The sequence below is a fragment of the Luteimonas sp. R10 genome (genome assembly GCF_045689605.1).
Lineage (GTDB): Bacteria > Pseudomonadota > Gammaproteobacteria > Xanthomonadales > Xanthomonadaceae > Luteimonas.
On the sequence record NZ_CP141262.1, the window covers coordinates 3,613,199 to 3,639,657 of the forward strand.

The 26,459-nt window shown below is 70.0% G+C and carries 20 protein-coding genes and 1 pseudogene; 9 read left to right on the forward strand and 12 right to left on the reverse strand.

Annotated features, from left to right (window positions below; translation table 11 throughout):
* Positions 1–49 precede the first annotated feature (49 nt).
* From ispH to murJ, 5 genes are all read right to left on the reverse strand, one after another.
* A complete protein-coding gene (gene ispH / locus U3649_RS15695) occupies positions 50–1,000 on the reverse strand; it encodes a 4-hydroxy-3-methylbut-2-enyl diphosphate reductase (protein WP_407352239.1) in 951 nt (316 codons plus the stop codon).
* Positions 1,001–1,107: 107 nt separating this feature from the next.
* Positions 1,108–1,620 carry a signal peptidase II gene (gene lspA, locus U3649_RS15700; protein WP_407352240.1) on the reverse strand — a complete coding sequence of 171 codons (513 nt, stop codon included), beginning with the start codon at positions 1,618–1,620 and terminating at the stop codon, positions 1,108–1,110.
* Positions 1,621–1,792: 172 nt separating this feature from the next.
* On the reverse strand, positions 1,793–4,603 hold the full coding sequence (gene ileS, locus U3649_RS15705) for an isoleucine--tRNA ligase (protein WP_407354636.1): 2,811 nt from the start codon (positions 4,601–4,603) through the stop codon (positions 1,793–1,795).
* A gap of 259 nt (positions 4,604–4,862) precedes the next feature.
* Positions 4,863–5,876 (reverse strand): bifunctional riboflavin kinase/FAD synthetase, encoded by a 1,014-nt coding sequence (locus U3649_RS15710; protein ID WP_407352241.1) that lies wholly within the window; start codon positions 5,874–5,876, stop codon positions 4,863–4,865.
* 338 nt (positions 5,877–6,214) lie between these two features.
* Positions 6,215–7,876 carry a murein biosynthesis integral membrane protein MurJ gene (murJ, locus tag U3649_RS15715; protein ID WP_407352242.1) on the reverse strand — a complete coding sequence of 554 codons (1,662 nt, stop codon included), beginning with the start codon at positions 7,874–7,876 and terminating at the stop codon, positions 6,215–6,217.
* 137 nt (positions 7,877–8,013) lie between these two features.
* Between murJ and rpsT the strand changes: the two genes are divergently transcribed.
* Positions 8,014–8,283: a 30S ribosomal protein S20 gene (gene rpsT, locus U3649_RS15720; protein WP_407352243.1), complete on the forward strand. Its 270-nt coding sequence runs from the start codon at positions 8,014–8,016 to the stop codon at positions 8,281–8,283.
* 196 nt (positions 8,284–8,479) lie between these two features.
* Here rpsT and cgtA read toward each other — a convergent pair whose 3' ends face one another.
* From cgtA to rplU, 3 genes are all read right to left on the reverse strand, one after another.
* The gene (gene cgtA / locus U3649_RS15725) at positions 8,480–9,520 is read right to left on the reverse strand and encodes an Obg family GTPase CgtA (RefSeq protein WP_407352244.1); all 1,041 of its coding nucleotides are present in this window, start codon (positions 9,518–9,520) and stop codon (positions 8,480–8,482) included.
* A gap of 202 nt (positions 9,521–9,722) precedes the next feature.
* Entirely contained in the window at positions 9,723–9,986 is a 264-nt protein-coding gene (gene rpmA, locus U3649_RS15730; protein ID WP_407352245.1) for a 50S ribosomal protein L27, read from the reverse strand.
* Positions 9,987–9,998: 12 nt separating this feature from the next.
* Entirely contained in the window at positions 9,999–10,319 is a 321-nt protein-coding gene (gene rplU, locus U3649_RS15735) for a 50S ribosomal protein L21 (protein WP_407354637.1), read from the reverse strand.
* A 616-nt stretch (positions 10,320–10,935) separates the two neighbouring features.
* On the opposite strand from rplU, the gene uvrA reads away from it, so the two are divergent.
* From uvrA to U3649_RS15750, 3 genes are all read left to right on the forward strand, one after another.
* Positions 10,936–13,860, forward strand: coding sequence for an excinuclease ABC subunit UvrA (gene uvrA / locus U3649_RS15740; RefSeq protein WP_407352246.1), 2,925 nt, complete (start codon positions 10,936–10,938; stop codon positions 13,858–13,860).
* A 104-nt stretch (positions 13,861–13,964) separates the two neighbouring features.
* On the forward strand, positions 13,965–14,381 hold the full coding sequence (locus tag U3649_RS15745) for an acyl-CoA thioesterase (protein WP_407352247.1): 417 nt from the start codon (positions 13,965–13,967) through the stop codon (positions 14,379–14,381).
* A 435-nt stretch (positions 14,382–14,816) separates the two neighbouring features.
* The gene (locus tag U3649_RS15750; protein WP_407352248.1) at positions 14,817–15,581 is read left to right on the forward strand and encodes an enoyl-CoA hydratase/isomerase family protein; all 765 of its coding nucleotides are present in this window, start codon (positions 14,817–14,819) and stop codon (positions 15,579–15,581) included.
* Between the two features lie 421 nt (positions 15,582–16,002).
* Here U3649_RS15750 and U3649_RS15755 read toward each other — a convergent pair whose 3' ends face one another.
* The 3 genes and pseudogenes from U3649_RS15755 to U3649_RS15765 form a co-directional block, all read right to left on the reverse strand.
* Positions 16,003–16,863, reverse strand: coding sequence for a sulfurtransferase (locus tag U3649_RS15755; protein ID WP_407352249.1), 861 nt, complete (start codon positions 16,861–16,863; stop codon positions 16,003–16,005).
* Positions 16,860–17,683: pseudogene (locus U3649_RS15760) on the reverse strand (NUDIX hydrolase). The gene U3649_RS15755 and the pseudogene U3649_RS15760 overlap by 4 nt, the downstream one beginning before the upstream one ends.
* A gap of 307 nt (positions 17,684–17,990) precedes the next feature.
* A complete protein-coding gene (locus U3649_RS15765) occupies positions 17,991–18,692 on the reverse strand; it encodes an FKBP-type peptidyl-prolyl cis-trans isomerase N-terminal domain-containing protein (protein WP_407352250.1) in 702 nt (233 codons plus the stop codon).
* A gap of 190 nt (positions 18,693–18,882) precedes the next feature.
* Here U3649_RS15765 and U3649_RS15770 point away from each other — a divergent pair, with 190 nt between their 5' ends.
* The 3 genes from U3649_RS15770 to nth are packed head-to-tail and all read left to right on the forward strand — an operon-like array spanning position 18,883 to position 20,775.
* Positions 18,883–19,665: an enoyl-CoA hydratase/isomerase family protein gene (locus U3649_RS15770; protein WP_407352251.1), complete on the forward strand. Its 783-nt coding sequence runs from the start codon at positions 18,883–18,885 to the stop codon at positions 19,663–19,665.
* A gap of 7 nt (positions 19,666–19,672) precedes the next feature.
* Positions 19,673–20,038 carry a hypothetical protein gene (locus U3649_RS15775; RefSeq protein WP_407352252.1) on the forward strand — a complete coding sequence of 122 codons (366 nt, stop codon included), beginning with the start codon at positions 19,673–19,675 and terminating at the stop codon, positions 20,036–20,038.
* Positions 20,035–20,775 carry an endonuclease III gene (gene nth, locus U3649_RS15780; RefSeq protein WP_407352253.1) on the forward strand — a complete coding sequence of 247 codons (741 nt, stop codon included), beginning with the start codon at positions 20,035–20,037 and terminating at the stop codon, positions 20,773–20,775. Before U3649_RS15775 ends, nth begins: the two co-directional genes overlap by 4 nt.
* Positions 20,776–21,027: 252 nt before the next feature.
* On the opposite strand, the gene U3649_RS15785 is transcribed toward nth, so the two are convergent.
* Positions 21,028–21,882: a 2OG-Fe(II) oxygenase gene (locus tag U3649_RS15785; RefSeq protein ID WP_407352254.1), complete on the reverse strand. Its 855-nt coding sequence runs from the start codon at positions 21,880–21,882 to the stop codon at positions 21,028–21,030.
* Positions 21,883–22,188: 306 nt separating this feature from the next.
* Here U3649_RS15785 and U3649_RS15790 point away from each other — a divergent pair, with 306 nt between their 5' ends.
* Together U3649_RS15790 and U3649_RS15795 are read left to right on the forward strand one after the other, a co-directional pair.
* Complete coding sequence (locus U3649_RS15790) at positions 22,189–23,652, forward strand: hypothetical protein (protein ID WP_407352255.1); 1,464 nt, start codon at positions 22,189–22,191, stop codon at positions 23,650–23,652.
* 88 nt (positions 23,653–23,740) lie between these two features.
* Positions 23,741–26,377, forward strand: a complete 2,637-nt coding sequence (locus U3649_RS15795; RefSeq protein WP_407352256.1) for a TonB-dependent receptor domain-containing protein — start codon at positions 23,741–23,743, stop codon at positions 26,375–26,377.
* Positions 26,378–26,459: the final 82 nt, after the last annotated feature.

Below are 26,459 nucleotides of genomic sequence, written 5' to 3' on the forward strand. Positions count from 1 at the left end.
TGCGGTCCGGGCAAACGGACCGCGGAGGCGCATTCTAGCGGGTCGGCGGTCACTCGACCAGTTGCACCCGCAGCTCCCGGGGCAGCGCGAAGACCATGTTTTCCGGTTCGCCGTTCAGTTCCCGCACGCCGCTGGCGCCGAGCTCCTGCAGGCGCTGCAGGACCCCTTGCACCAGCACGTCCGGCGCCGAGGCGCCGGCGGTCACCCCGATATGGCGGCGCCCGGCGACCCAGGCCGGGTCGATCTCGCTGGCGCCATCGACCAGGTGCGCCTCCACCCCGTCGCGCTCGGCCAGCTCGCGCAGGCGGTTGGAGTTGGAGCTGTTGGGCGAGCCGACCACCAGCACCAGGTCGCACTGGCGCGCCAGTTCGCGTACCGCGTCCTGGCGGTTCTGGGTGGCGTAGCAGATGTCGTCGTTCCTCGGGCCCTGGATCGCAGGGAACCTTGCCCGCAGCGCCTCGATGATCCCGCGGGTGTCGTCGACCGACAGCGTGGTCTGGGTGGTGTAGGCCAGGTTGCCGGGCTGGCCCGGCGCCAGCGTGGCGACGTCGTCGAGGTCCTCGACCAGGTAGATCGCGCCGGTGCCGGCCTCGGCCTGCCACTGCCCCATCGTGCCCTCGACCTCGGGATGGCCGGCATGGCCGATCAGCACCACGTCACGGCCGGCGCGGCAGTGGCGCGACACTTCGAGATGCACCTTGGTCACCAGCGGGCAGGTCGCGTCGAACACCTTGAGGCCGCGCCGGGCCGCCTCGCCGCGCACCGCCTGCGAAACGCCGTGGGCGCTGAAGATCACGGTGGCATCGTCCGGCACCTCGTCCAGTTCCTCGACGAACACCGCGCCGCGGCGGCGCAGGTCCTCGACCACGTAGCGGTTGTGCACCACTTCGTGGCGCACGTAGATCGGCGCGCCCAGCGTTTCCAGGGCACGCTTGACGATCTCGATGGCGCGGTCGACGCCGGCGCAGAAGCCGCGGGGATTGGCGAGGACGATGTCCATTGGGGGGATTCTACTCCGCGCCCGGGGCCATCGGCTGGACGGGAGGTGAGCGGGCGCGAGGAACGAGTGGAGAGGAACCAGGAACGAGAGAAAAAACCGGCGTGCTGCTACTCGTTCCTCGTGTCTCGTTTCTGGTTCCGCGCCCCAAACAGCCCGAACAGCGCGATCCCGATCGCCCCGCCGACGATCGCCGAATCGGCCAGGTTGAACGCCGGCCAGTAGTGGTCGCGCCAGTGCCACTGGATGAAGTCGACCACGTGGCCGTGCAGCTGGCGGTCGATGACGTTGCCGATCGCACCGCCGATGACCAGCGCGAACGGCAGCGCGGTCCTCCAGTCGCTGCGCGGAGTCCGCGCCAGCCACCAGGCCAGCAGGCCGCTGATGCCGAACGCCAGCGCGGTGAAGAACCACTTCTGCCAGCCGCCGGCGTCGGCCAGGAAGCTGAACGCAGCGCCGGTGTTGTAGGTGCGATACCAGTTCCAGAATCCCTCGATCACCGGGATCGCGGTGTACTCCGGGAGGCTGGTGAGCACCCACCATTTGCTGAGCTGGTCGAGCACGATCACCACGACCGAGAGCAGCAGCCACGGAAGCGCGTTGGGTCTGACGATGCCGGTCATCGGATTTTCCGTAGAAGCGCGCCGTGCGCACGCGGCAGATGGCGAAGGTCGGCTGAAATGGATCCGCCGGCGGCCCCCGGAGCCGCTGCCGGGAAGCGCGAACCGGCGCACGGGACACGCAGGCTTCGCACGCGTGGCGCGCCCGTGCCGGCGGAATCGCGATGCGAGGCGGTCAGAACCACTGCCGATCCTCCCCGGGGCCCTCGACGTTCGACACGCAGCGTCCGCACAACTCCGGGTGTTCCGCGTCCACGCCGACGTCGGCGCGACGCTGCCAGCAGCGCACGCATTTCGCCTTGGCCGTGGGCGTGGCGACGACGCCCGCGGCGGCCGCGGCAGCGTCGTCGTCCACGATCGCCACGTCGCCGCTGATGAACAGGAAACGCAATTCGTCGGCCAGCGGCGCCAGCCGGGCCCGCTCGGCCGCGCTGCAATGCACGGTGATCTCCGCGTCCAGCGCGGCGCCGATCTCGCCACTGGCGCGCATCGGCTCGAGCACCTTCGACACCCGTTCGCGCAGTTCGAGCAGGCGGTCGAAGTCCGCCGCCGACAGCGGCGCGTCCGCCGGCAGCGGCGCCAGGCCGTCGTACCAGGTCGCGAACAGCACGTTGTCCGCGCGCGGCCCCTGCGCGGTGGCCGCCGGCAGGTGCCGCCACATCTCGTCGGCGGTGAAGCTGAGGATCGGCGCGATCCAGCGCACGAAAGCCTCGGCGATGCGGTACATCGCGCTCTGCGCGCTGCGGCGGCCGCGCGAGTCCTCCGGCATGGTGTACAGCCGGTCCTTGGTCACGTCCAGGTACAGCGAACCGAGCTCGACGCTGCAGAAGTTCGACAGCGCCTGCACGATCTCCGGGAAGTCGTAGCGCTCGTACGCCGCGGCGATCTTCTCCTGCAGCGCGTGCGCGCGGTGCACGATCCAGCGGTCCAGCGCCACCATGTCGTCGAGCGGACGCAGGTGCGCGGCCGGATCGAAGCCGTCGAGGTTGCCGAGCAGGAAGCGCGCGGTGTTGCGGATGCGGCGGTAGGCGTCCGCGCTGCGCTTGAGGATCTCGTCGGAGACCGACATCTCGTTGCGGTAGTCGGCGGCGGCGATCCACAGCCGCAGCACGTCGGCGCCCATCGCGTCCATCACCTTCTGCGGCGCGACCACGTTGCCGAGCGACTTCGACATCTTGCGGCCGTCGGCGTCGACCGCGAAGCCGTGCGTGAGCACCTGCCGGTACGGCGCCGCGCCGTCCATCGCCACGCCGGTCAGCAGCGACGACTGGAACCACCCGCGGTGCTGGTCGGAGCCTTCCAGGTACAGCTCGGCGGGCTTGTGCAGGCCGTCCTCCGGCCGCTGCTCGAGCACGCAGGCGTGGGTGACGCCGGAATCGAACCAGACGTCCAGGATGTCGCTCACCTTGTCGTAGCGCGCGGCGTCGCCGCCGAGCAGTTCGGCCGGGTCGAGCGCGTACCAGGCGTCGACGCCCTCGCGCTCCACCCGCTCGGCGACCCGGCGCATCAGCGCCGCCGAATCCGGATGCGGCTCGCGGCTCTCGCGATCGACGAACAGCGCGATCGGCACGCCCCAGTAGCGCTGGCGCGAGATCGTCCAGTCCGGGCGCCCCTCCACCATGCCGGCGATGCGCGCCCGGCCCCAGTCGGGGAACCACTGCACCTCGTCGATCGCGGCCAGCGCGTCGCGGCGCAGGTGCGCCTGCTCCATCGAGATGAACCACTGCGGGGTGGCGCGGAACGCCACCGGCGTCTTGTGGCGCCAGCAGTGCGGGTAGCTGTGCTGCAGCGGCGCATGCGCGAGCAGGCTGCCGTTGCCGCGCAGCGCCTCGACGATCAGCGCGTTGGCCTTCCAGATGTGCACGCCGGCGATGACCGCGTCGCCCGCCGGCGGCGTCGACGCCAGGTAGATGCCGCGCGCGTCGACCGGGTTGAGCTCGGCCGCGGTGTAGCGCTCGTTGATGCCGTAGCGCCGGCCGACCACGAAGTCCTCCTGGCCGTGGCCGGGCGCGGTGTGCACCGCGCCGGTGCCGTCCTCGTCGGAGACGTGCTCGCCGAGGATCAGCGGGATGTCGCGCGCGGCGTAGAACGGGTGGCGCAGCTGCAGCCCTTCCAGCGCCGCGCCCTTGGCGCGGCCGAGCACGGTCACCGCGTCCATGCCGTAGCGCTGCAGCGCACTCGCCGCCAGCGCCTCTGCCAGCACCAGCAGCTGGCGGTGGCCGCCGCGGCGCGGACCTTCGACCAGGACGTAGTCGAGTTCGGCGCCGAGCGATACCGCCACCGACGCCGGCAGCGTCCACGGCGTGGTGGTCCAGATCGGTACCGCCACGACGGTGTCGTCGTCGACGGCGGTATCGAACGCCTGCGCCAGCGCGCGCGGGTCCTGCGCCGCGTAGGCGACGTCGATCGCCGGCGACTGCCGGTCGGCGTATTCGATCTCGGCCTCGGCCAGCGCCGACTGGCAGTCGAAGCACCAGTGCACCGGCTTGAAGCCGCGGGTGACGTGGCCGCGTTCGACGATCCGCGCCAGCGCGCGCAGCATGTCGGCCTCGTAGCGGAAGGCCATGGTGCGATACGGGTTGTCCCAGTCGCCGATCACGCCCAGGCGCTTGAAGTCGCTGCGCTGCAGTTCGATCTGCTCGGCCGCGTATTCGCGGCACTTGGCCCGGAAGGCGGCGGCGTCGAGCTTCTCGCCGACCTTGCCGTGCTGCTTCTCCACCGCGTGCTCGATCGGCAGGCCGTGGCAGTCCCAGCCCGGCACGTAGGGCGCGTCGAAGCCGGCCAGCAGCCGCGACTTCACGATCGCGTCCTTGAGCACCTTGTTGACCGCATGCCCGATGTGGATCACGCCGTTGGCGTACGGCGGGCCGTCGTGCAGCACCCAGGTCGGGCGCCCCTTCGCATGCGCCCGGATGCGCGCGTACAGGCCTTCCTCTTCCCAGCGCGCAAGCGTCTGCGGCTCGCGCTTGGGCAGGTCGCCGCGCATCGGGAAGTCGGTCGCGGGGAGGAGGATGGTGGACTTGTAGCGGTTCGGGTCGGAGCTCACGCGCGGGCCTTGTTGCAATGGGGGTGGGAGAAGGGAGGCATCAAAGCCCCAAGGGAGTTGGGAGCATAAAGCCCCTCTCCCCTCGGGGCGACGGTGCGCGGCTTGCGCGCCGCTGGCGCGGGCCGGGGCGCGGAGCGGGGGTTGGGGTGAGGTACGGCGGAGTCGCGATGGTTCGGTTCGCTGCCGCTTCGCCGCACCCTCATCCGGCGCTGCGCGCAACCTTCTCCCGAGGGGAGAAGGGAATGCCGCCCGGGCGCGGCATGGTCTCCGGCGCCGCCAACAACGACCGTGCCTGGGCAGCGTCCCTGTCCATCTGCGCGACCAGGGCGGGCAGGTCGTCGAACTTCTCTTCGTCGCGCAGGCGCGCCACGAACTCGACCTCGATCCGCTGCCCGTACAGGTCGCCGTCGAAATCGAACAGGTGCGCCTCCAGCAGCGGCTCGACGCCGCCCACCGTCGGCCGCGTGCCGAAGCTCGACACCGCCGGCCACGGCCTGTCGGCGTCGGCGCCGCCGGCGATGCCGCGCACGCGGGTGGCGTAGATGCCGCGCAGCGCCGGCACCTTGCCGCCGAAGCGCAGGTTGGCGGTCGGGTAGCCGAGCGTGTGGCCGAGCCTGCGGCCGCGCACCACGTGCCCGGAGATCGCGTACGGGCGGCCGAGCAGGCGGGTGGCGGTGGCGAAGTCGCCCGCGGCCAGCGCCGCGCGGACGCGGGTGCTGGAGACGCGTTCGCCGTCGAGCGCCAGCGGCTCGATCTCGCCGGCGACGAAGTCGTGCACCCCGCCCTCGCGGTGCAGGGTCGCAATATCGCCGCCGCGGCGATGGCCGAAGCGGAAGTCCGGCCCCACCCAGACCTCGCGCGCGCGAAGCCTGCCGGCCAGCACCAGGCCGATGAATGCCTCCGCCGACAGCGCCGCCATCCGCGCATCGAAACGCAGCAGGCCGATCGTGTCGACCCCGAGCGCCTGGAGGGCGCGGACCTTCGCCCGCGGCAGCATCAACCGCGGCGGCGGCGACGCCGGCGCGAAGAACTCGCGCGGCAGCGGTTCGAAACTCAGCGCGACCGCGGCCACGCCGAGCGCATGCGCGCGCGCCACCGCGTGCCGCACCAGCGCCTGGTGGCCCAGGTGCAGGCCGTCGAAGGCGCCGATGCAGACCACGCTGCCATCCGGGCACACCGGCCCGCCGTCGAGGTCGCGAAAAAGCCTGCTCATAGAAGTCCGGGAGTATAAGGCGAGACGCAACTCACCGAACGTCCTCCCCGTCCCCGAAGCCGGCGACACCAGGCCGCCCACCGTAGGAGCGCACCGCAGGGGCGCGATGCCGCCCCAGGCAATTCTTTCCGCCGCGGTGAGGATTGGGCCGTCGCCACAGGTTCGCCAATGAATCGCCGGCGCTTCAAGCCTTGATGTCGTCAGCCGATCTGCGAAGAGCTCGGCTGCCTATTTGACCGGCCCTTGGCGACGGGGCCTGGCCATACCGCAGCGAAGAAGGCTGCCTGGCGCGGCATCGCGCCCCTGCGGTGCGCTCCTACGAGGAGCCAGACGCACGGCTAGGCTCGCAGGTCGCGCGGGCGGATGCCCTGCAACCACAGCATCGCCGCATACACCGCGCCGCCGCTGCCGACCACCACCGCCAGCCGCCACGCCCGCTCCGTCCAGTGCCAGCCGGTCCAGCCCGGCCAGGCCCAGAGCAGCGCGCCGACCACCGCCACCATCGCCAGGCTCGCCAGCAGCAACTGCCGCGCGAACCGCGGCCACCCCGGCTGCCGCTGGTACACCCCGGCGCGGCGCAGGAACCACCACAGCTGCAGCGCATTGGTCCAGCCCGCCAGCGCGATCGCCAGCGCCAGGCAGACGTGCGCGCCCGGCAGTGCGGCCAGGGCCGCGCGCGGCCCGACGTCGCCGGTCAGGGCCCGGGCCGCCGCACCGGCGTCGCTGAGGTACAACAGTGCCGCCAGGAATCCCAGCGACAGCGCCACGTTCACCGCCACCGCCGCCACCGCCGCCTTCACCGGCGTCCGCGTGTCCTGGCGCGCGTAGAACGCCGGCGCCAGCACCTTCACCAGCAGGAACGCCGGCAGCGCCACCGACAGCGCGATCACGCTCCAGGCGGCCATTTGCGTGTCGTGGGCATCGAACCGGCCATGCTGGAACAGCGTCGCCACCAGCGCCTCGGCGCACAGCATCAAGCCCAGGCAGGCCGGCACCCCGATCAGCAGGCACAGCCGCAGCCCCCAGTCGAGCGCCTTCGAGAATCCGGCCGGGTCGGTCGCGGCATGGCGGCCGGACAGGTGCGGCAGGATCACCGTGCCGATGGCGACGCCGAACATGCCCAGCGGGAACTCGATCAGCCGGTCCGAGAAATACAGCCAGGTCACGCTGCCGCCGATCAGGAACGAGGCCAGCACCGTGTTCAGCAGCAGGTTGAGCTGCGCCACCGACGAGCCGAACAGGGTCGGCACCATCAGCCGCATGATCCGGCGCACGCCTGCGTGCGCCGCGCCCCAGCGCGGCCGCGGCAGCAGCCCCAGGCGCGCCAGCGACGGCAGCTGGAAGCCCAGCTGCAGGATGCCGGCGGCGAATACGCCCCAGGCCAAGGCCATGATCGGCTGCTGCATCCGCGGCGCCAGCGCCAGCGCCGCGGCGATCATCGCCAGGTTCAGCAGCACCGGCGACAGCGCCGGCACCGCGAACCGCCGGTAACTGTTGAGGATGCCGCCGGCCAGCGACGCCATCGAGATGAACAGCAGGTACGGGAAGGTGATCCGCAGCATGTCGACGGCCAGCCGGCCCTGCTCGCCGTCGAGGTCGAAGCCGGGCGCGAACACCCGGATCACCGCCGGCGCGGCCAGGATCGCCAGCGCGGTCAGCACCAGCAGCACCGCCAGCAGGGTGCCGGCGACCCGGTCCACCAGTGCCTTCACCGCCGCGTGGTCCTGCTTCTCCCGGTACTCGGCCAGCACCGGCACGAACGCCATCGAGAACGAGCCTTCGGCCGAGAGCCGGCGCAGGAAGTTCGGGATCCGGAACGCCACCACGAACGCGTCCATCGCCGGCCCGGCACCGAAGACGGCGGCGTAGACCTGGTCGCGGACCAGGCCGGAAATGCGCGAGACGAAGGTCATCGCGCTGAACACGGCGGTCGAGCGCAGCAGCCCCCCGGACCGGCCCGCGTCGGCGGCCGGCGCGGCGCCAGGATCGGGGGCGCTCACCGCCTCACCCCGGCATGCGCTCGCGGGTTGACCCAAGTCACTGAATCCCCCATAATTTCCGGCTCGTTTGTCCAGCCGTCCGCCCGAATCGGCGCTGGCACCCCAGTTTCGTCATCCCCAGTTTCCAGGATTCCGCCGTGGCCAACATCAAGTCCGCCAAGAAGCGCGCCAAGCAGACCGTCGTGCGCAACCAGCGCAACGGCAGCCAGCGCTCGATGCTCCGTACCGCCGTGAAGAAGGTGCTCAAGGCGCTCGACGCCAACGATGCCGCCGCTGCGCAAGCCGCCTTCCAGGCCGCCCAGCCGCTGCTCGACCGCTTCAGCGCGCGCGGCCTGATCCATCGCAACAAGGCCGCCCGCCACAAGAGCCGCCTGACCGCGCGGATCAAGGCGCTGCAGGCCGCCTGAGGCCAGGCCTCCGGTCGTTGCGAAAAACCCGGCTCCGGCCGGGTTTTTTGTTGCCTCGGGGAAAAGCAAATCCCCCCTGCCCCCCTTTTTCAAAGGGGGGTTGAAGCCGGGCTCCGGAGGAAGCGGAATCGCCGATGCTTCCCCCCCTTTGGAAAAGGGGGGCAGGGGGGATTTGCGCGCGCCAGCGCGCACCGCCTCACTCCGCATCACGCGCTTCGCGCTCTTCTTCATCCAGGCGATCCAGGAACGCCTGCACCTGCAGCATCACCTCGCGGGTACCGGCGTGGGCCAGGCCCGAGACCAGGAACCACGGGGGCTCCCAGCCGAGCGCGGCGATGATGCGCCCGGCTTCGGCCCGCGCCTCCTCTTCCGGCAGCAGGTCGGCCTTGTTGAGCAGCAGCCAGCGCGGCTTGCACAGCAGGCCGGCATCGAACTTGCCCAGCTCGCGCTCGATCGCACGCACCTGCTCGACCGCATCGCCGCCGTCCAGCGGCTGGATCTCCACCAGGTGCAGCAGCAACCGGGTGCGCTGGATGTGGCGCAGGAACAACGCGCCGAGGCCGGCACCCTCGGCCGCACCCTCGATGAGCCCGGGGATGTCGGCGATCACGAAACTGCGGTGCGGCTCGGTGCTGACCACGCCCAGGTTCGGGTACAGGGTGGTGAACGGATAGTCCGCCACCTTCGGCGTCGCCGCCGAGACGGCGCGGATCAGCGTGCTCTTGCCGGCATTGGGGAATCCCAGCAGGCCGACGTCGGCCAGCAGCTTCAATTCCAGCTTCAGCGTGCGCTCCTCGCCCTCCTCGCCGGGGGTGGTCTTGCGCGGCGAGCGGTTGACCGAACTCTTGAAGTGCATGTTGCCGAGCCCGCCGCGGCCGCCACGCGCCACCAGCAGCCGTTGCCCGTGGGTGGCGAGGTCGCCGATGACCTCGTCGGTCGCGACATTCATCACCACGGTGCCGACCGGCACGGTCACGGTCAGCGGCTCGCCGGCCTTGCCGTACATCTGCCGGCCCATGCCGTTCTCGCCACGCTGCGCCTGGAAGCGCTTCTGGTGGCGGAAGTCGACCAGGGTGTTGAGGTTCTCGTCGGCCTGCAGCCAGACGCTGCCGCCGTCGCCGCCGTCGCCGCCGTCCGGACCGCCCAGCGGGATGAACTTCTCGCGCCGGAAACCGATGCAGCCGTTGCCGCCTTTTCCGGCGATCACGGTGATTTCGGCTTCGTCTACTAACTTCATGGCACTCGGGATTCGGGATTGGGGATTCGCAAAAGCAGGGGCGTGCCTGCCAACTCTACCTGCACGGGCGACCATGGGGGATCGAATCCGCTCTTGCGAACCCCGAATCCCGAATGCCGAATCCCGTCGTTTGGGCGGGCTACGCTAGCCCAAACGAAAAGCCCCGCCGAAGCGGGGCCTTCATCCTCGCCGTGCGCGCGGATCAGTCCGCGGCGGCGACCACGCTCACCGTGCGGCGCTTCTTGGCGCCCTTGGTGGCGAACTCGACGGTGCCGTCGACCAGCGCGAACAGCGTGTGGTCGCGGCCCAGGCCGACGCCCGCGCCCGGGTGGAACTGGGTGCCGCGCTGGCGCACGATGATGTTGCCGGCCTCGATCGCCTGGCCGCCGTAGATCTTCACGCCCAGGTACTTCGGGTTGGAATCGCGGCCGTTGCGGCTGGAACCTACGCCCTTTTTATGTGCCATGGCTGCGTCTCCTCAGTGCTTCTGCCCACCGGCGATGCCGGTGATCTCGATTTCGGTGTAGTGCTGCCGGTGTCCCATGCGCTTCATGTGGTGCTTGCGGCGGCGGAACTTGATGATGCGCACCTTGTCGGCGCGCCCATGCGACTTGACGTTGGCGGTGACGGTGGCGCCCTTGAGCGCGTCCCCGAGCGTGACGCCCTCGCCGTCGCCCAGCATCAGCACGTTGTCGAACGTGACCTGCTTGCCGGCTTCGGCGTCGAGCTTCTCGACGCGGATCGTCTCGCCTTCCATCACGCGGTACTGCTTACCGCCGGTGACGATGACTGCGTACATGACCAGACTTCCTCTGTAGTTATTGTGGTCGCCGCCCCGGATCGAGCCGGGACAGAAGCGGAATTGTAGGGCTTTCAGCAGCTTAGGGTCAAGCGCACCGCGCCAGGCAGGAGTGTCGGCAGCGACCAGGATGAACGCGCCGCGCGTCGCGAAGGCGAACAACGGCAGAAGGCGCTTTCCGCCCCCCGTGGCTCGCCCCCGCTCCAACTCGAGCAGCACCGCCCCCCCTCTCTGCCCCCCTCTCTGCCCCCCTCTCTGCCCCCCTCTCTGCCCCCCTCTCTGCCCCCCTCTCTGCCCCCCTCTCTGCCCCCCTCTCTGCCCCCCTCTCTGCCCCGCGCATCGTGTAGGAGCGCACCGCAGGGGCGCGACCGGCTGCCCTGCGAAGGCTGTCGCGCCCCTGCGGTACGCTCCTACGAGATGCGGGCCGGATCTATAGGGGCCGCTCCCCGTCGTCCGTCTCAGCAGCTGAGACAACCCGTGCCCATACTGCCCGCACGGCTTGGCGGAACCGGGGTTTGCCCCCATATCGACTGCTCGGTAGGCTGTTCGATTGGCCGCCCCCCACCTCCCCCCGCCCGGCCGCCCATGGCGCCGGGACAACCCGGATTCCTCCCCGATGGCGATGGATTTCATCCGCATCCGCGGTGCCCGTACCCACAACCTGAAGAACATCGATCTCGACCTGCCGCGCGACAAGCTGATCGTGATCACCGGTCTGTCCGGCTCGGGCAAGTCCTCGCTGGCGTTCGACACCATCTACGCCGAGGGCCAGCGCCGCTACGTCGAGTCGCTGTCGGCATATGCCCGACAGTTCCTCAGCGTGATGGAAAAGCCGGACATCGACCACATCGAGGGGCTCTCCCCGGCGATCTCGATCGAGCAGAAGTCGACCTCGCACAACCCGCGCTCCACGGTCGGCACCATCACCGAGATCTACGACTACCTGCGCCTGCTGTACGCGCGGGTGGGCATGCCGCGCTGCCCGGACCACCACTACCCGCTCGAGGCGCAGACCGTCAGCCAGATGGTCGACCAGGTGCTGACCCTCGACCCGGAGCAGCGCTGGATGCTGCTGGCGCCGGTGATCCGCGAGCGCAAGGGCGAGCACGCGCAGGTGTTCGAACAGCTGCGCGCCCAGGGGTTCGTGCGCGTGCGCGTGGACGGCGCGGTGTACGAGATCGATGCGGTACCGACCCTGGCATTGCGGCAGAAGCACACGATCGAAGCGGTGATCGACCGCTTCAAGGTGCGCGAGGACATCAAGCAGCGCCTGAGCGAGAGCTTCGAAACCGCGCTCAAGCTCGGCGACGGCATGGTCTCGGTGCACTCGCTCGACCACCCGGAGGCCGAGCCGCACCTGTTCTCGTCCAAGTACAGCTGCCCGGTCTGCGACTACGCCCTGCCCGAGCTCGAGCCGCGGCTGTTCTCGTTCAATTCGCCGGTCGGCGCCTGCCCGAGCTGCGACGGCCTGGGCGTGAGCCAGTTCTTCGATCCGGCGCGGGTGGTGGTGCACCCGGAGCTGAGCCTGGCCGCGGGCGCGGTGCGCGGCTGGGACCGCCGCAACCACTACTACTTCCAGCTGATCGCGTCGCTGGCCAAGCACTACCGCTTCAACGTCGACACGCCCTGGCAGGAACTGCCGGAGAAGGCGCGCGAGGCGGTGCTGTTCGGCAGCGGCGGCCAGGCCATCAGCTTCACCTACATCACCGAGGGCGGCAGCCGCAGCCAGCGCAAGCACCGGTTCGAGGGCATCATTCCCAACCTGGAGCGGCGCTACCGCGAGACCGAATCCTCGGCGGTGCGCGAGGAGCTGTCGAAGTACATCAGCGAGCGCGCCTGCCCCGACTGCGGCGGCGCCCGCCTCAACCGCTCGGCACGCAACGTGTTCGTCGCCGACCGGCCGCTGCCGGAGATCGTGGTGCTGCCGATCGGCGAGGCGCTGGCGTTCTTCGGCCAGATGACCCTGCCCGGCTGGCGCGGCGAGATCGCCGCCAAGATCGTCAAGGAGATCCGCGAGCGGCTGAACTTCCTGGTCGACGTCGGCCTCGACTACCTCACCCTCGAGCGCAAGGCCGACACGCTCTCGGGCGGCGAAGCCCAGCGCATCCGCCTGGCCTCGCAGATCGGCGCCGGGCTGGTCGGGGTGATGTACGTGCTCGACGAGCCGTCGATCGGCCTGCACCAACGCGACAACGCGCGCCTGCTGGACACGCTGGTCCGGCTGCGCGATCTCGGCAACACCGTGATCGTGGTCGAGCACGACGAGGACGCGATCCGCCTGGCCGACCACATCGTCGACATCGGCCCCGGCGCCGGCGGGCACGGCGGCGAGGTGATCGCCCAGGGCACCTACGCCGACATCCTCGAGGCGCCGCGCTCGCTGACCGGCCAGTACCTGTCCGGCAAGCGCCGGATCGAGGTGCCGGCGCGGCGCCACAAGGCCAACGCCAAGATGCAGCTCAAGCTGCGCGGCGCCTCCGGCAACAACCTGCAGGACGTCGACCTGACGATCCCGGCCGGGCTGTTCACCGCGATCACCGGCGTGTCCGGCTCCGGCAAGTCGACCCTGATCAACGACACCCTCTACAAGCTCACCGCCAACGAGATCAACGGCGCCTCGCACAAGCCGTCGCCGTACCGCGAGGTCGAGGGCCTGGACCTGTTCGACAAGATCGTCGACATCGACCAGTCGCCGATCGGCCGCACGCCGCGGTCCAATCCGGCCACCTATACCGGGCTGTTCACGCCGCTGCGCGAGCTGTTCGCGCAGGTGCCGGAGTCGCGCGCGCGCGGCTACTCGCCGGGCCGCTTCAGCTTCAACGTGCGCGGCGGCCGCTGCGAGGCCTGCCAGGGCGACGGCCTGATCAAGGTCGAGATGCACTTCCTGCCCGACGTGTACGTCCCCTGCGACGTCTGCCACGGCAAGCGCTACAACCGCGAGACCCTGGAGATCCTCTACAAGGGCCACAGCATCCACGACGTGCTGGAGATGACGGTGGAGGACGCGCTGGAGCTGTTCCAGCCGGTGCCGTCGATCGCGCGCAAGCTGGAAACGCTGCTGGACGTCGGCCTGGGCTACATCCGCCTCGGCCAACCGGCGACCACCCTGTCGGGCGGCGAGGCGCAGCGCGTCAAGCTGTCGAAGGAACTGTCGCGGCGCGACACCGGGCGCACCCTGTACATCCTCGACGAGCCGACCACTGGCCTGCACTTCCACGACATCGAGCACCTGCTGGCGGTGCTGCACAAGCTGCGCGACGACGGCAACACGGTGGTGGTGATCGAGCACAACCTCGACGTGATCAAGACCGCCGACTGGGTGATCGACCTCGGCCCCGAGGGCGGGCACCGCGGCGGGCGCATCATCGCCGAGGGCACGCCCGAGGAGGTCGCCGGCATGGCGCATTCCTACACCGGGCAGTTCCTGGCGACGATGCTCGGCGAGCGAGCATCTGCCGCGAAGCGGACGCCGCCGTCCACGCAAGCCGGCGCCAAGCCCGTGCGCAAGAAGCGCGCAGCAGCGCGGCGCGCCAACGCGTGAAGCTAGGAGCAAAAAGCGAGGAACGAGTGAGAACATCCCTCCTTCGCTTCCCTTTCCCCTCTTCTCACTTCTCACTCCTCGTTCCTCGCTCTCCCACCCCGCCCATGAATGATCAGCCCACCCCCACCCCCGTCCTCTTCCGCATGCCGATCGCGCTGCGCTGGCGCGACCTGGACGCGTTCAACCACGTCAACAACTCGAACTTCCTGACCTACCTGGAAGAGGCCCGCATCCGCTGGTTCGATTCGCTGGACGAGGAATGGGTGACCGAGCGCACCGCGCCGCTGCTGGCGGCCGTGCAGGTCAACTACCGGCGGCCGATCCCGTACCCGGCGAGCGTGGTGGTGGAACTGTCCTGCGAACGCCTGGGCAGCAGCAGCGTCACCATCGCCCATCGCATCCTCGGCGAGGACGGCGCCACGCTGTACGCCGACGGCCACGTGGTGATGGTCTGGGTGGAACGCGCCAGCGGCCGGCCGACGCCGCTGCCCGATGCAGTACGCCGCGCCGCGGGTGGATGACCGGGATCGTTCCTCGTTCCTCGGAGTTCGAGTCGGAGTCGGAGTCGGAGTCGGAGCTGGAGTCGGGAAGCGTAGCGCTTTTGCTCGTCATCCCGGCGCAGGCCGGGATCCATCTTGATGCTTGCGCCGGCAGGCGAAATGGATGACCAGCCTACGGCTGTTGTAAAGCGGTTCCGGCTTGCGCTGGGATGACGGCAAAAAAAAACGGTTACCCTCACGAGTGGCGCTTGTTTGGGCATCGTCATTCCCGCGAAGGCGGGAAGCGCTTTACAACAGCCCGAAGGGCTGGTCATCCACGTTTGATTTCCGATGGCCTGACGTCCATGGATTCCCGCCTTCGCGGGAATGACGAGCAAAAGCGGGACGTCACGGCTAAGTAAGCGCCATTCGTTATCCTCACCACTCCCGACTCCCGACTCCCAACGACTCCCAGCCATGTCCCTGATCGAAACCATCCGCCACGACGGCGGCATCGTCGAGCTGAAACTCTCGCGTCCCCCGGTGAACGCGCTGAATCCCGAGCTCTGCGCGACGCTGCGGGCGGCGATCGGATCCGCCGTGGACGACGGCGCCGATGCGCTGGTGCTGTCGGGCGGCCCCAAGGTGTTCTCGGCCGGTCTCGACGTGCCGCACCTGCTGGCGCTGCAGGACGACGCCGACGCGCTGTGCGCGGCTTGGGAAACGTTCTTCGACGCCGCGCGCGCGCTCGCCGCCTGCCCGCTGCCGGTGGCGGCGGCGATCGCCGGCCATGCGCCGGCCGGCGGCTGCGTGCTGGCGCTGTGCTGCGACTACCGGGTGATGGCCGACGGTCCCTTCGCCATCGGCCTCAACGAGACCCAGGTCGGCATCGCGATCCCGCCCGGCATCCTGCGGCTGATGCAGCGCGTGGTCGGCAGCCGCCGGGCCGAGCGCCTGCTGGTGTCCGGCGCCATGATCCCCGCCGGGGACGCGCACGCGATCGGCCTGGTCGACGAACTGACCGGCATCGACGAGGTCGTCACCCGCAGCGTCGCCTGGCTGCACGACCTGCTGCAGTTGCCGCGCAAGGCGATGCTGGCCACCCGCGCCCTGGCGCGCGCCGACCTGGTCGACGCGCTGTCGCCCGAAAGCCTGCAGCTCGAGCACTTCCTGCGCGAGTGGCACGACCCCGCCACCCAGCAGGCGCTGCGCGAGATGGTGGCGCGGATCGGCAAGGGCTGATCGCGGCGGCGCCTGTTGCGCGTCCCATCGGCAGCCGCCCGACTCCGATCGGCATCGATTAAGCGAACGCCGTTTGCGCCTGGTCGCGACTTCCGTCGCTCCCACAAGAGCCAGCGGTCCACAAGAGCCAGTGCAGCACCACATCCAGTCCGGCGCGCACCCTGTGGGAGCGACGGAAGTCGCGACGCCGCGAACCCGACGGAACCCGCGGCACATCCGCGACCCTACCCTGCCCGGATGGCGCGGATCGGCATGGGCCAGGTCTTCAAGGCCGAGCCGCTTGCCGCGGGAGCGACGGAGGCCGCGACAAACAAGCGATCGGCGTGATGCTCCGGCTGCCGTTGCGACTTCCCGGTGGCGGCATGCCGCCACCACTCCCACCATCGGGCCGCCAATATCGCCTGGATCGATGCCCCGGCGGTCAAACGCCGCCGATGGCGACCGGGCGCGCCGGATCCTCGATCCAGCCGCTCCACGAGCCGGTGTACAAGCGCGCGCCCGGCAATCCGGCGTGCGCCATCGCCAGCAGGTGATGGCAGGCGGTGACGCCGGAACCGCACATCGCCACCGCGTCGGCGGGGTCGCGCCCGGCCAGCACGCGCTCGAACTCGGTCCGCAGGCGCGCCGCGGGCTTGAAGCGTCCGTCGATCAGGTTGTCGGCATACGGACGGCTGGTCGCGCCGGGCACGTGCCCGGCGACGCGGTCGATCGGCTCGATCTCGCCGCGGAAGCGCTCGCCGGCGCGGGCGTCGAGCAGCAGGCCGCCGCGGTCCAGATGCGCCTGCACCTGCACCGCGTCGAGCAGGCGCGCGGCGTCGAACGTCGGCGGCGGGTAATCCGCAGCGGCCGCCATCCGGACCGACGGTTCCTGCGGCAGCCCCAGCGCGGTCCAGCGCGCCCAGCCGCCGTCGAGCACCGCCACGCGGCGATGCCCGAGCGCCTGCAGCAGGAACCACAGCCGCGCGGCGAAGGCGCCGTCGCCGGCGTCGTAGGCGACCACCTGGTGCCGCGGCGAGATGCCCCAGGCGCCGAGCCGCCGGCACAGGTCCGCGGCATCGGGCCAGGGATGGCGGCCGGCGCCGCTGCCGGCCGGCGCGGTGCCGGACAGGTCACGGTCCATGTCCGCATGCACCGCCCCTGGAACGTGCCCGTCGCGGTAATCGCGGGCGCCGGCACCGGGATCGGCCAGGGAATGCCGGCAGTCGACCACCGCCAGACCGGCGCACCCTGGCGCGGCGGCCAGTTCCTCCGCCTGCACCAGCGTGGTCCAATCGGGTGTCATGCATCGCCTCCCGCGGCTTCCCGCAGCCGCTCGCGCAGGTTCAACAGGATCGAGGCCGTCGCGCCCCAGATCCGGTGCGGTGTGATGCTCGCATCGCTGCGGAACTGCAGCACCTCGCGGCGCCGGCCGCCGTAGTCCACCTCCAGGCGCTGCAGGCTCTGCGGCGCCAGCAGGAACGCCAGCGCGACCTCGAACACCTCGGCCACCTCCGTGGGATCCGGCACCGGCACGAACGCCGGGTCGATCGCCGCCACCGCCGGCAGCACGCGATAACCGCTGACGGTCAGCATCGGATCGAGATAGCCCAGCGGCGCGGCCTGCGCCGGCGACAGGCCGATCTCCTCGCGCGCTTCGCGCAGGGCCGCGGCCAGCGCATCGCGGTCGTCCGGCTCGATGCGGCCGCCGGGAAAACTGACCTGGCCGGGATGCTGGCGCAACATCTCGGTCCGGCGGGTCAGCAGCACCCGCGGGCCGCCGGCGCGCTGCACCAAGCCGACCAGCACCGCGGCCTCGAAGCGCTGGCCGGCGGCGGGCAGCAGGTCGGCGATCTCGTCGCGGTTCCATCCGTCGCCGGTGGGCGGCGCGTCCAGCGGATGCAGCGCCCGTGCCAGGCCGGGGACGGAGAGCCCCGGCTTCATGTACGCCGCGCTTCGCGCGCGGGCAATTCGGATTCCATCAGCCGCAGTCGCTCCTCGTCGCCCATCTGCGACCAGCGCGCGATCTCGTCCGAAGTGCGATGGCAGCCCAGGCACAGCCCGTCACCGTCCAGCGTGCAGACGCCAGTGCAGGGGGTGAGGATGGCGCGGAAGGCGGTGTTCATGGGACGGAACAGGTTAGCCGATGACAGAAAAACGCCACGTCGGCGCGGGCCGGCGTGGCGCTGGAGTTGCGGACTGGCGCTGGATGCCAGCCCCGCCCATTGATCCGCCCTGCATCCGGTAGGAGCGCACCGCAGGGGCGCGACCGCCGGCGCCGGAAACCGGTCGCGCCCCTGCGGTGCGCTCCTACCACGCAATGGCAAAGCCGCGCGCTGCGCGCGCGGGACTGCCCAAGGCGCTGGATCCCGGCTTGCGCCGGGATGACGCAATGGCAAAGGCGTCGGCGCTATGCGCCGACGCGCCATTGCGTCACTTGATGCTGACGAGCTTGACGTCGAAGACCACCGCCTGGTTCGGGCCGATCGGCGACTGCGGGGTGTTGCCGTAGGCCTGCTCGGCCGGCAGCACCACTTCCCAGCGCGCGCCGGTCGGCATGTTGGTCAGCGCCTCGCGCAGGCCGACCAGCGGGATCTCGCTGAGCCTCACCGTGACCGGGCCGGCCTGCTGGCCCTCCTGGGCGGTATAGGTGTCGACGAAGGTCGGACCGTTCGGCAGGTTGCCCTTGTAGTGCAGTTCCACCTGGCTGTTCTGGGTCGGCTTGGCGCCGCTGCCGGCCTCGATCACGCGGTACTGCACGCCGCTGGGCAGGGTCTGCACGCCGGACTTTGCGCGGTTCTGCGCCAGGAACGCGTCGCTCTTGGTCTTGTTCTCGGCCGAGGCCTTCTCGAAGGCTTCCTTCGCCTTGGCCAGCTGCCGCTGCTGCATGCCTTCCACGGCGCTGCGCAGCTGCTCGACCGGCACCGCCGGGTCGCGCCGTGCATAGCCGTCCTGCACCGCCTTGACCACGGTGTTGATGTCGATCTGTTCGCCGCTTTCGACCAGGTTGCGGCCGAGATCGTAGCCGAGCGCATAGCTCAGCCGTCCCTGCTCGGACGAGGTGTCCTGGGCCGCGGCGGCGCCGGCGGTCAGGGTCAGTGCCGCAAGGGTAGCGGCAAGCAAACGCAACTTCATGCGGTAGATCTCCAGATGGTTTCCGTGATGGTTCGGCTCACGTGAGCGGTCGAACCGCCACGAACGAACGCGCTAGGATAGCCGCCGCAGGGCTCGACTTCCACCGACGGCAATCCGTCCGACTGCGCCGGCCACGGTAAGTTCCGCGCGGGCTTCGATCCCCTTCCCCCTTCACATCCGGTAATCGCCGATGACCGACTCGCCGCTGCTGATCGCCGACCACGACGCCGTCCGCGTCGTCACCGTCAACCGCCCGGACAAGCTGAACGCCTTGAACGCTGCCACCCTGGAGGCCCTGCACGACGCCTTCGAGGCGATCGCCGCCGACCCGACGGTCCGGGTCGCGGTGCTGACCGGCGCCGGGCCCAAGGCGTTCGTCGCCGGTGCCGACATCGCCGAGATGGCCGGGCTGAGCGCGATCCAGGGCCGCGACTTCTCGCAGCGCGGGCAGCGGGCCATGCGCAGGATCGAGACCCTGCCCAAGCCGGTGATCGCCATGGTCAACGGGTTCGCCCTGGGCGGCGGGCTGGAGCTGGCGATGGCCTGCCACCTGCGCATCGCCGCCGACGGCGCCAGGCTCGGGCAGCCGGAGGTCAATCTCGGCCTGATCCCGGGCTTCGGCGGCACCCAGCGCCTGCTGCGGCTGGCCGGGCGCGCCGCGGCGCTGGAACTGTGCCTGCTGGGCGCGCCGATCGATGCCGCACGGGCCCACCAGCTCGGCCTGGTCAACCGGGTGGTCGCGGCGGCGGAGCTCGAGGCCGAGACCATGAAACTGGCGGCGCAGCTGGCCGCCGCGGCGCCGTTGGCGCTGCGCGGGGTGCTCGACTGCGTCGACCGCGGCGGCGAATGCGGGATCGAGGAAGGCCTGGCCTACGAGACCGCACAGTTCGGCCTGGCGTTCTCGACCGAGGACATGCGCGAGGGCACCGCGGCGTTCCTGGAAAAGCGCCGGCCCGCCTTCCGCAACCGCTGAGCCCCCCATGCCTCGCGCCCCCGACACCGGCACACGCACCGACGAGCGCGCGCGCACGCTGCTGCGGCTGCTCGATGCCGACGACCTGGATGCCGCCATCGAGGCCGGCCTGGCCGGTTTCGACGCCGACGCCGCGCCGGCCCTGCCGGCGACGGACCGGGAGCGGCTGCGCGCGGCCCGCGACCGGCTGCTGGCCGCCTGGGCGGCGCGCGACCGGCACCGCGCCCGCAACGCGCGGCTGGCGCGCCGCGCCACCGAGCGCGAGGCCGGGCGCACTCCACCGGCCGCCGCGACCGACAAGCCGCGGCTGCCGGCGGCGGCGGCGGCGGCCCTGGCCCGGGCGAAGGCGCGTGCCGGGGGCAACGGCGCATGAGCGGCACCGACGCAGGCGGAGCGGCGCGCCCCAAACAGGCGGTCCGCCGCCGCGGCCCGACGCTCAAGCGCGACGAGATCCGTGAGATGTTCTCGCGCCTGGCCGAGCTCGACCCGGACCCGACCACCGAACTCGAGTACGAGACGCCCTTCGAACTGCTGGTGGCCGTGATCCTCTCGGCGCAGGCGACCGACGTCGGCGTCAACAAGGCCACGCGGCGGCTGTATCCGGTGGCCAACACGCCGCAGCGGATCCTCGCCCTCGGCGAGGACGGCCTGAAGCGCTACATCTCCACCATCGGCCTGTTCAACGCCAAGGCGAAGAACGTGATCGCCACCTGCCGGATCCTCATCGAGCGCCACGGCGGCGAAGTGCCGCGCGACCGCGCCGCGCTCGAGGCGTTGCCCGGCGTCGGGCGCAAGACCGCCAACGTGGTGCTCAACACCGCCTTCGGCGAACCCACCATCGCCGTCGACACCCACATCTTCCGCGTCGCCAACCGCACCGGTCTGGCGCCCGGCAAGGACGTGCGCGCGGTGGAGGACGGCCTGCTGAAGCGGGTGCCGGCGGAGTTCCTGCAGAACGCCCACCACTGGCTGATCCTGCACGGCCGCTATGTCTGCAAGGCACGGCGGCCCGAGTGCCCGGTCTGCGTGATCCGCGACCTGTGCCGGTTTCCGGACAAAACTAAAAGCGAGGAACGAGTGAAGACAAGCGAGAAACGAGAGAAAGCGTGATGCCGCTTTTTCTCATTTCTCGCTTGTCTTTCTGATTTTTGTTTGCTCAAGAGTAACTGGGCTGCACGGGAACGGGCCGCGATGAAGGTATCCGTGGGAGCGACGGCAGTCGCGACGCCCGCCGATCCGCCGGGATACGGCGGCTAACATCGGCAGTTCCGGCCGAGCGGCGGCATGCCGCCGCCGCCATTGATGCCAAGCGCCTGGGCTGCAAGTGACGAGAAGGCCGTCCGATTCGCTCCTCGTTCCTCTTCACTCGTACTGCCGCTCGCGCAGCCACTTCGTCGCCACCCATTTCTCGCCTTCCAGCACCGGCGCGCCGCCGTGCAGGCTGCGGGTGATCGGGTGCGGGCGGTCGTAGCTGAAGAACACCGCGTTGCCTTTGACCGCGGCCACCTCGAAGTGCGCGTCCGGGAAAACGGTCGCGCCGCCGCGCCGGGGCGTGTTGAGGTACATCACCAGCGAGGCGACGCGCTGGCCGCCGCGTTCCAGGGTACGCGCGGTCCCGGGCCTGTCCGGATCGAAATAGTCGTAGTGCGGCTTGTACTCGGCGCCGACGCCGTAGCGCAGGGCCTGCAGCCCCTCGCCGTTCTCGACCGGCCACTCGGTCAGCGCGGCGATGCGCGCCTCGATGCGCGCGCACAGCGCGTTCTCGCCGCGGCGGAAGAACATGCCCTGGCTGGTGCGGTGGTCGTGCACGTCGTCGTCGCCGGTCTCCAGGTTGAGCGTGGCCGAGCGCGACAGCCGCGTGCGCGACAGCTCGGCCAGGGCATCGCACTCGTCGTCGGACAGCAGGCCGCCGAGCACCACCACCTGCGGGTGCACCAGGTGCGCCAGCACGTGCACGTCGCGGTCGCCGGCGCGCACGGTCGAGGCGCCGTTCCAGCCGACCGGCGCCGGCACCCGGACCGGCACCGGCAGCCCGCTGTCGCGCGCGTGTTGCTCGAGATGCCGGCGCATCACCGCCTCGACCGCGTCGATCGCGACCTGCTCCCGCCAGCCCCGCTCGACCAGCGGCGCGATCACCGCCTCGGGCGGCTGGCCGGCGCGCACCTGTTCCAGGATCCAGCCATCGAGTTCGGCGGTGATCTGCTGTGTGGTCGACATGGCAAAGCCCTCGTGTGACGGACGCGATCTTGCGATCGAGGCACGCACTGCCTCCGCAGCAGCCTATCGCGCTCATGTGACAAATCCGATACCGATTTGCGACATGCGACGGCGGCCACACGAACAGGTTTCCGTCCGCTTAAGAAACCGTTATCGGCGCAAGAAAACGGTCACAAAAGGTGCTTATAACTTGCAGCGATTCCACTCCGGGGACCTGCGGCCGACACCGCGGCGGCAATGCGCTCCGCCAGGCCTCCGCGTTCCTGCGTTCACCCGAAACCCGCCCATACGATCGGAGATTCCAGAATGGCTGCGAACAACTACCGGACCTTGCTGATGACCTTCGGCACGGTCCTCGCCCTCAGCGCATGCGGCAACGGCGCCGACCGCGTCGCTGACCCTGGCGAAGGCGCTTTCCCGCCGCCACCGCCGCCGTCGGGCGGTAATCCGCCGCCTCCGCCGACCGACCCGCCGCCGACTGGCGGCCCGGCCGCAGACTGCCCGACCGGCTTCAGCAACATTGGCACCGTCGCCGACGGCACGCTGCGCGCCTGCCGCCTGCCCGAGACCATCGTCGGCAACGTGGTGGTGCCGCGGCGCGACGGCACCGCGTACGCCATCTCCGGCCGCGTCACCGTCGGCGAGGACCAGGGCGGCGACGCCGGCAACCCGAACGCCGGCGCCCAGGAAGGCGTGCTCACCATCGAGCCCGGCGTGACCCTGTACGGTTCGTCCGGCGCCGACTTCCTCGTGGTCAATCGCGGCTCCGAGATCTACGCCGAAGGCGAAGCCGACGCCCCGATCGTATTCACCGCGCGGCAGAGCCTGGAAGGCGAGACCAATGCCGATTCGATCGGCTTGTGGGGCGGCGTGGTGATCCTGGGCCGCGCACCGATCAATGCCTGTCCGGGCGAGACCGTCTCCGGCACACCGGAGTGCCAGGAACAGGTGGAAGGCGCCGACGGGTTCTACGGCGGCAACTCACCCACCGACAGCAGCGGCATGCTGCGCTACGTGCGGGTGATGCATTCGGGCTTCGAGATCTCGACCAACAACGAACTCAACGGCATCACCCTGGCCGGCGTCGGCAACGGCACCATCGTCGAATACGTCCAGGTGCACAACAGCTCCGACGACGGCATCGAGTGGTTCGGCGGCACGGTCAATGCCCGCTATCTGGTCTTCACCGGCAACGACGACGACAGCCTCGACACCGACACCGGCTGGAACGGCGCCCTGCAGTTCGGCATCGTGACGCAGCGTGAGGGCGGCGGCGACCGCATGAACGAGTGGAGCAGCATCCGCCGCGAGCCGTTCTCGAACCCGAAGGTGGCCAACTTCACCTATGTCGGCCGCGCCGGCGGCGGTTCGGCGATCACGCTCAACTCGGGCACCCAGGCGGAGTTCTACAACACTGTCGTGACCCGTCCGGCCGGCGGCACCGGCGCGGCGCTCCAGTGCCTGCAGATCGACGACGAGAACACCACCGGCACCTTCCATTCGGTGCACTTCTCCTGCCCGGTGCCGTTCGCCGACCAGCGCGCCGAGGACGCCTTCGGCGCCGGCAGCAACAACGTCGCCGAAGGCACCTCGACCCTGACCGACGGCTTCGTCAACGGTGCCGAGGAGAACGCGGTACCCGCGTACGAGGGCCTGCTGCAGATCAGCAACTTCTTCCAGCAGGTCGACTACATCGGCGGTGTACGCGACGCCAACGACACCTGGTGGCAGGGCTGGACCTGCGGCCTGACGGCCGACACGCCCTGCTGATCCGGGCGCGATCACGGGGCGGCGGCGACGCCGCCCCGTTGCCATGACCGCCGTGCCTCCCTCCGTCCTGCTCAGCCAAGGCTTTCCCATGAAGCGATCCCCGACCCGCAGCGGTTTGTTCCTCGCGATCTCGGCGCTGCTCGTCCCCTGCGGCGTGCTGGCGCAGGACGCGCCCCAAGAGACCGGAGCGCCCGCGCAGACCGAGACCTCCGCCAGTCCCACGCAACTGGACGCGGTCCAGGTGCGCGGCGAATACATCCCGGAGCCGATGCTCCAGACTTCCGAAGTCGCCTCGTTCATCACCCGCGAGGACTTCGCGCGCACCGGCGACAGCGACGCCGCCGCCGCGCTGACCCGCGTCACCGGCCTGAGCCTGATGCGCGACAAGTACGTGTACGTGCGCGGCCTGGGCGAACGCTACTCCTCGGCGCTGTTCAACGGCTCGCCGTTGCCGAGCCCGGAACCGCTGCAGCGGGTGGTGCCGCTGGACCTGTTCCCGAGCGAGGTGCTGGAAAGCGTCACGGTGCAGAAGACCTATTCGGTCAAGTATCCGGGCGAGTTCGGCGGCGGCGTGATCGACATGCAGTCGTTGACCGTGCCGGACGAGCCGTTCCTCAACCTGTCGATCGGCACCGGCGGCAACAGCGTCACCACCGGCGAGAAGGGCCTGACCTACTACGGCGGCGACGACGATTTCTGGGGCTACGACGACGGCACCCGCAAGATGCCGAGCGCGCTGAAGGACGCCATCGCCACCGGCCAGCGCGTCGACCTGGGCAACTTCAGCCGCGAGGACATCCGCCGCATCGGCCGCAGCATGGTCAACGCCAACCTCAACGTGCTGCAGGAGAAGGACAGCATCGATCCGGACTTCGAGTTCGGCGGCAGCGCCGGCTACTCGATGGACCTGGGCAACGACTCGAAGCTCGGCTTCCTGGCCGTAGCCGGCTTCGAGAACAAGTGGCGCACCAAGTTCGGCACCCAGCAGGATGCGTTCTTCACCGGCGACGTGGTCGAGTACGAGGCCGACTACGATTTCCTTTCCACCCAGAACAACGCCCGCGTCAACGCGCTGGTGAGCGCCGGCTACGAGAACGGCAACCACAAGGTCGCGCTGACCACGATGTACGTGCACGACACCATCAAGGAGGCGCGCAGCCGCTCCGGCGTCGACAACCTCGCCGGGTTCGAGGCGCGCGACGACTACACCGAATGGTTCGAGCGCGAGCTGCTCAACAACCAGATCACCGGCAGCCATACCTTCGGCGAATACGACGACCTGAAGATCGAGTGGCGCGGCGCGATCGCCCGCGCCACCCGCGACGTGCCCTACGAGAAGGGCATCCGCTACGAACTGGTCGACGGCTACTGGGCGCACGATGCCAGGCGCGTGCAGAACTACACCCGCTTCAGCAATGTCGAGGACGAGATCGCCAGCGGCGGCGTCGACGTCACCTGGCGCCTGCCGATCGAGCGCGACGTCACCGTCAGCAGCGGCGCATCGTACCTGGACAACGACCGCAACGCCGAATCGCGCGAGTTCCGCCTGCAGGCGCTCGACGGCGTGCTGCCGTTCTACAATCGCTACCAGCGCATCGACTACCTGTTCTCCGACTACAACCTCAGCCAGGACCTGCTGCGCATCCAGGAGACCACCGGCGGCCTCGGCGCGGCGGCCTACGACGCCACGCTCAAGGTGAAGGCCGGCTACCTGCAGGCCGAAGGCGAGATCACCCCGCTGGTGCGCGCCACCGTCGGCGTGCGCTACGAGGATGCGACCCAGGCGGTACACCCGTACAACATCTTCACCGGAGTCCGCCAGACCTCGCCGGAACCGCTGCGCAACGACTACTTCCTGCCGGCGGCCACGCTGACCTGGAATTTCGCCGACAACCAGCAGATCCGCTTCGGCGCGTCCAAGACCATCGCCCGGCCGCAGTTCCGCGAACTGGCGCCGCAGCAGTACCAGGACCCGGACAACGACCGCCTGTTCTACGGCAACCCGTACCTGGTCGACAGCGAGCTGCTGAACCTCGACGTGCGCTACGAATGGTTCTTCGGCGCGGGCGAGTACTTCACCGTCGGCGGCTTCTACAAAGACATCGACAACCCGATCGAGTCCAACGTCAACTTCGCCGGCGGCACCACCTTCCAGAGCTTCCTCAACGCCCCGGCCGCGACCCTGTACGGCGCCGAGATCGAGGCGAAGAAGTATTTCGACCTGCCGATCGAGGCCAACTGGTGGGGCGACAACCGTCTCTACTTCTCCGGCAACTACACCTGGTCGAACTCCGAGGTCGAAGTGAAGGAAGGCGACACCGTGCATCCGTACGGCTTCGCGCAGCCGGTCGACGCCGCCCTGTTCGTCCGCGACGGCAGCCAGCTGCAGGGCCAGTCCGACCACATCGCCAACCTGCAGGTCGGCATCGAAAGCGAGACCACCCGCACCCAGGCCACGCTGATCGCCAACTACGTCGGCGAGCGCATCACCGCACGCGGCCGTCCCGGACAGCCGGATTACATCGAGAAGCCGGGCACCACGCTGGACTTCGTGCTGCGCAAGGGCTTCAACCTCGGCGACACCGAGATGTCGATCGGCTTCAGCGCCCGCAACATCCTGGACACCGAATACCAGGAGTACCAGGAGCGCGGCGGCAACCGCGCCGACGTCTACCGCTACGAGCCGGGCGTGTCGTACACGTTGAGCCTGTCGGCGTCGTTCTGAGTCCGGGCCTGTCGAACCCGGCCGACAGACCGTAGGAGCGCACCGCAAGGGGCGCGACGGCCTTCGCCGCAAGGCCGGTCGC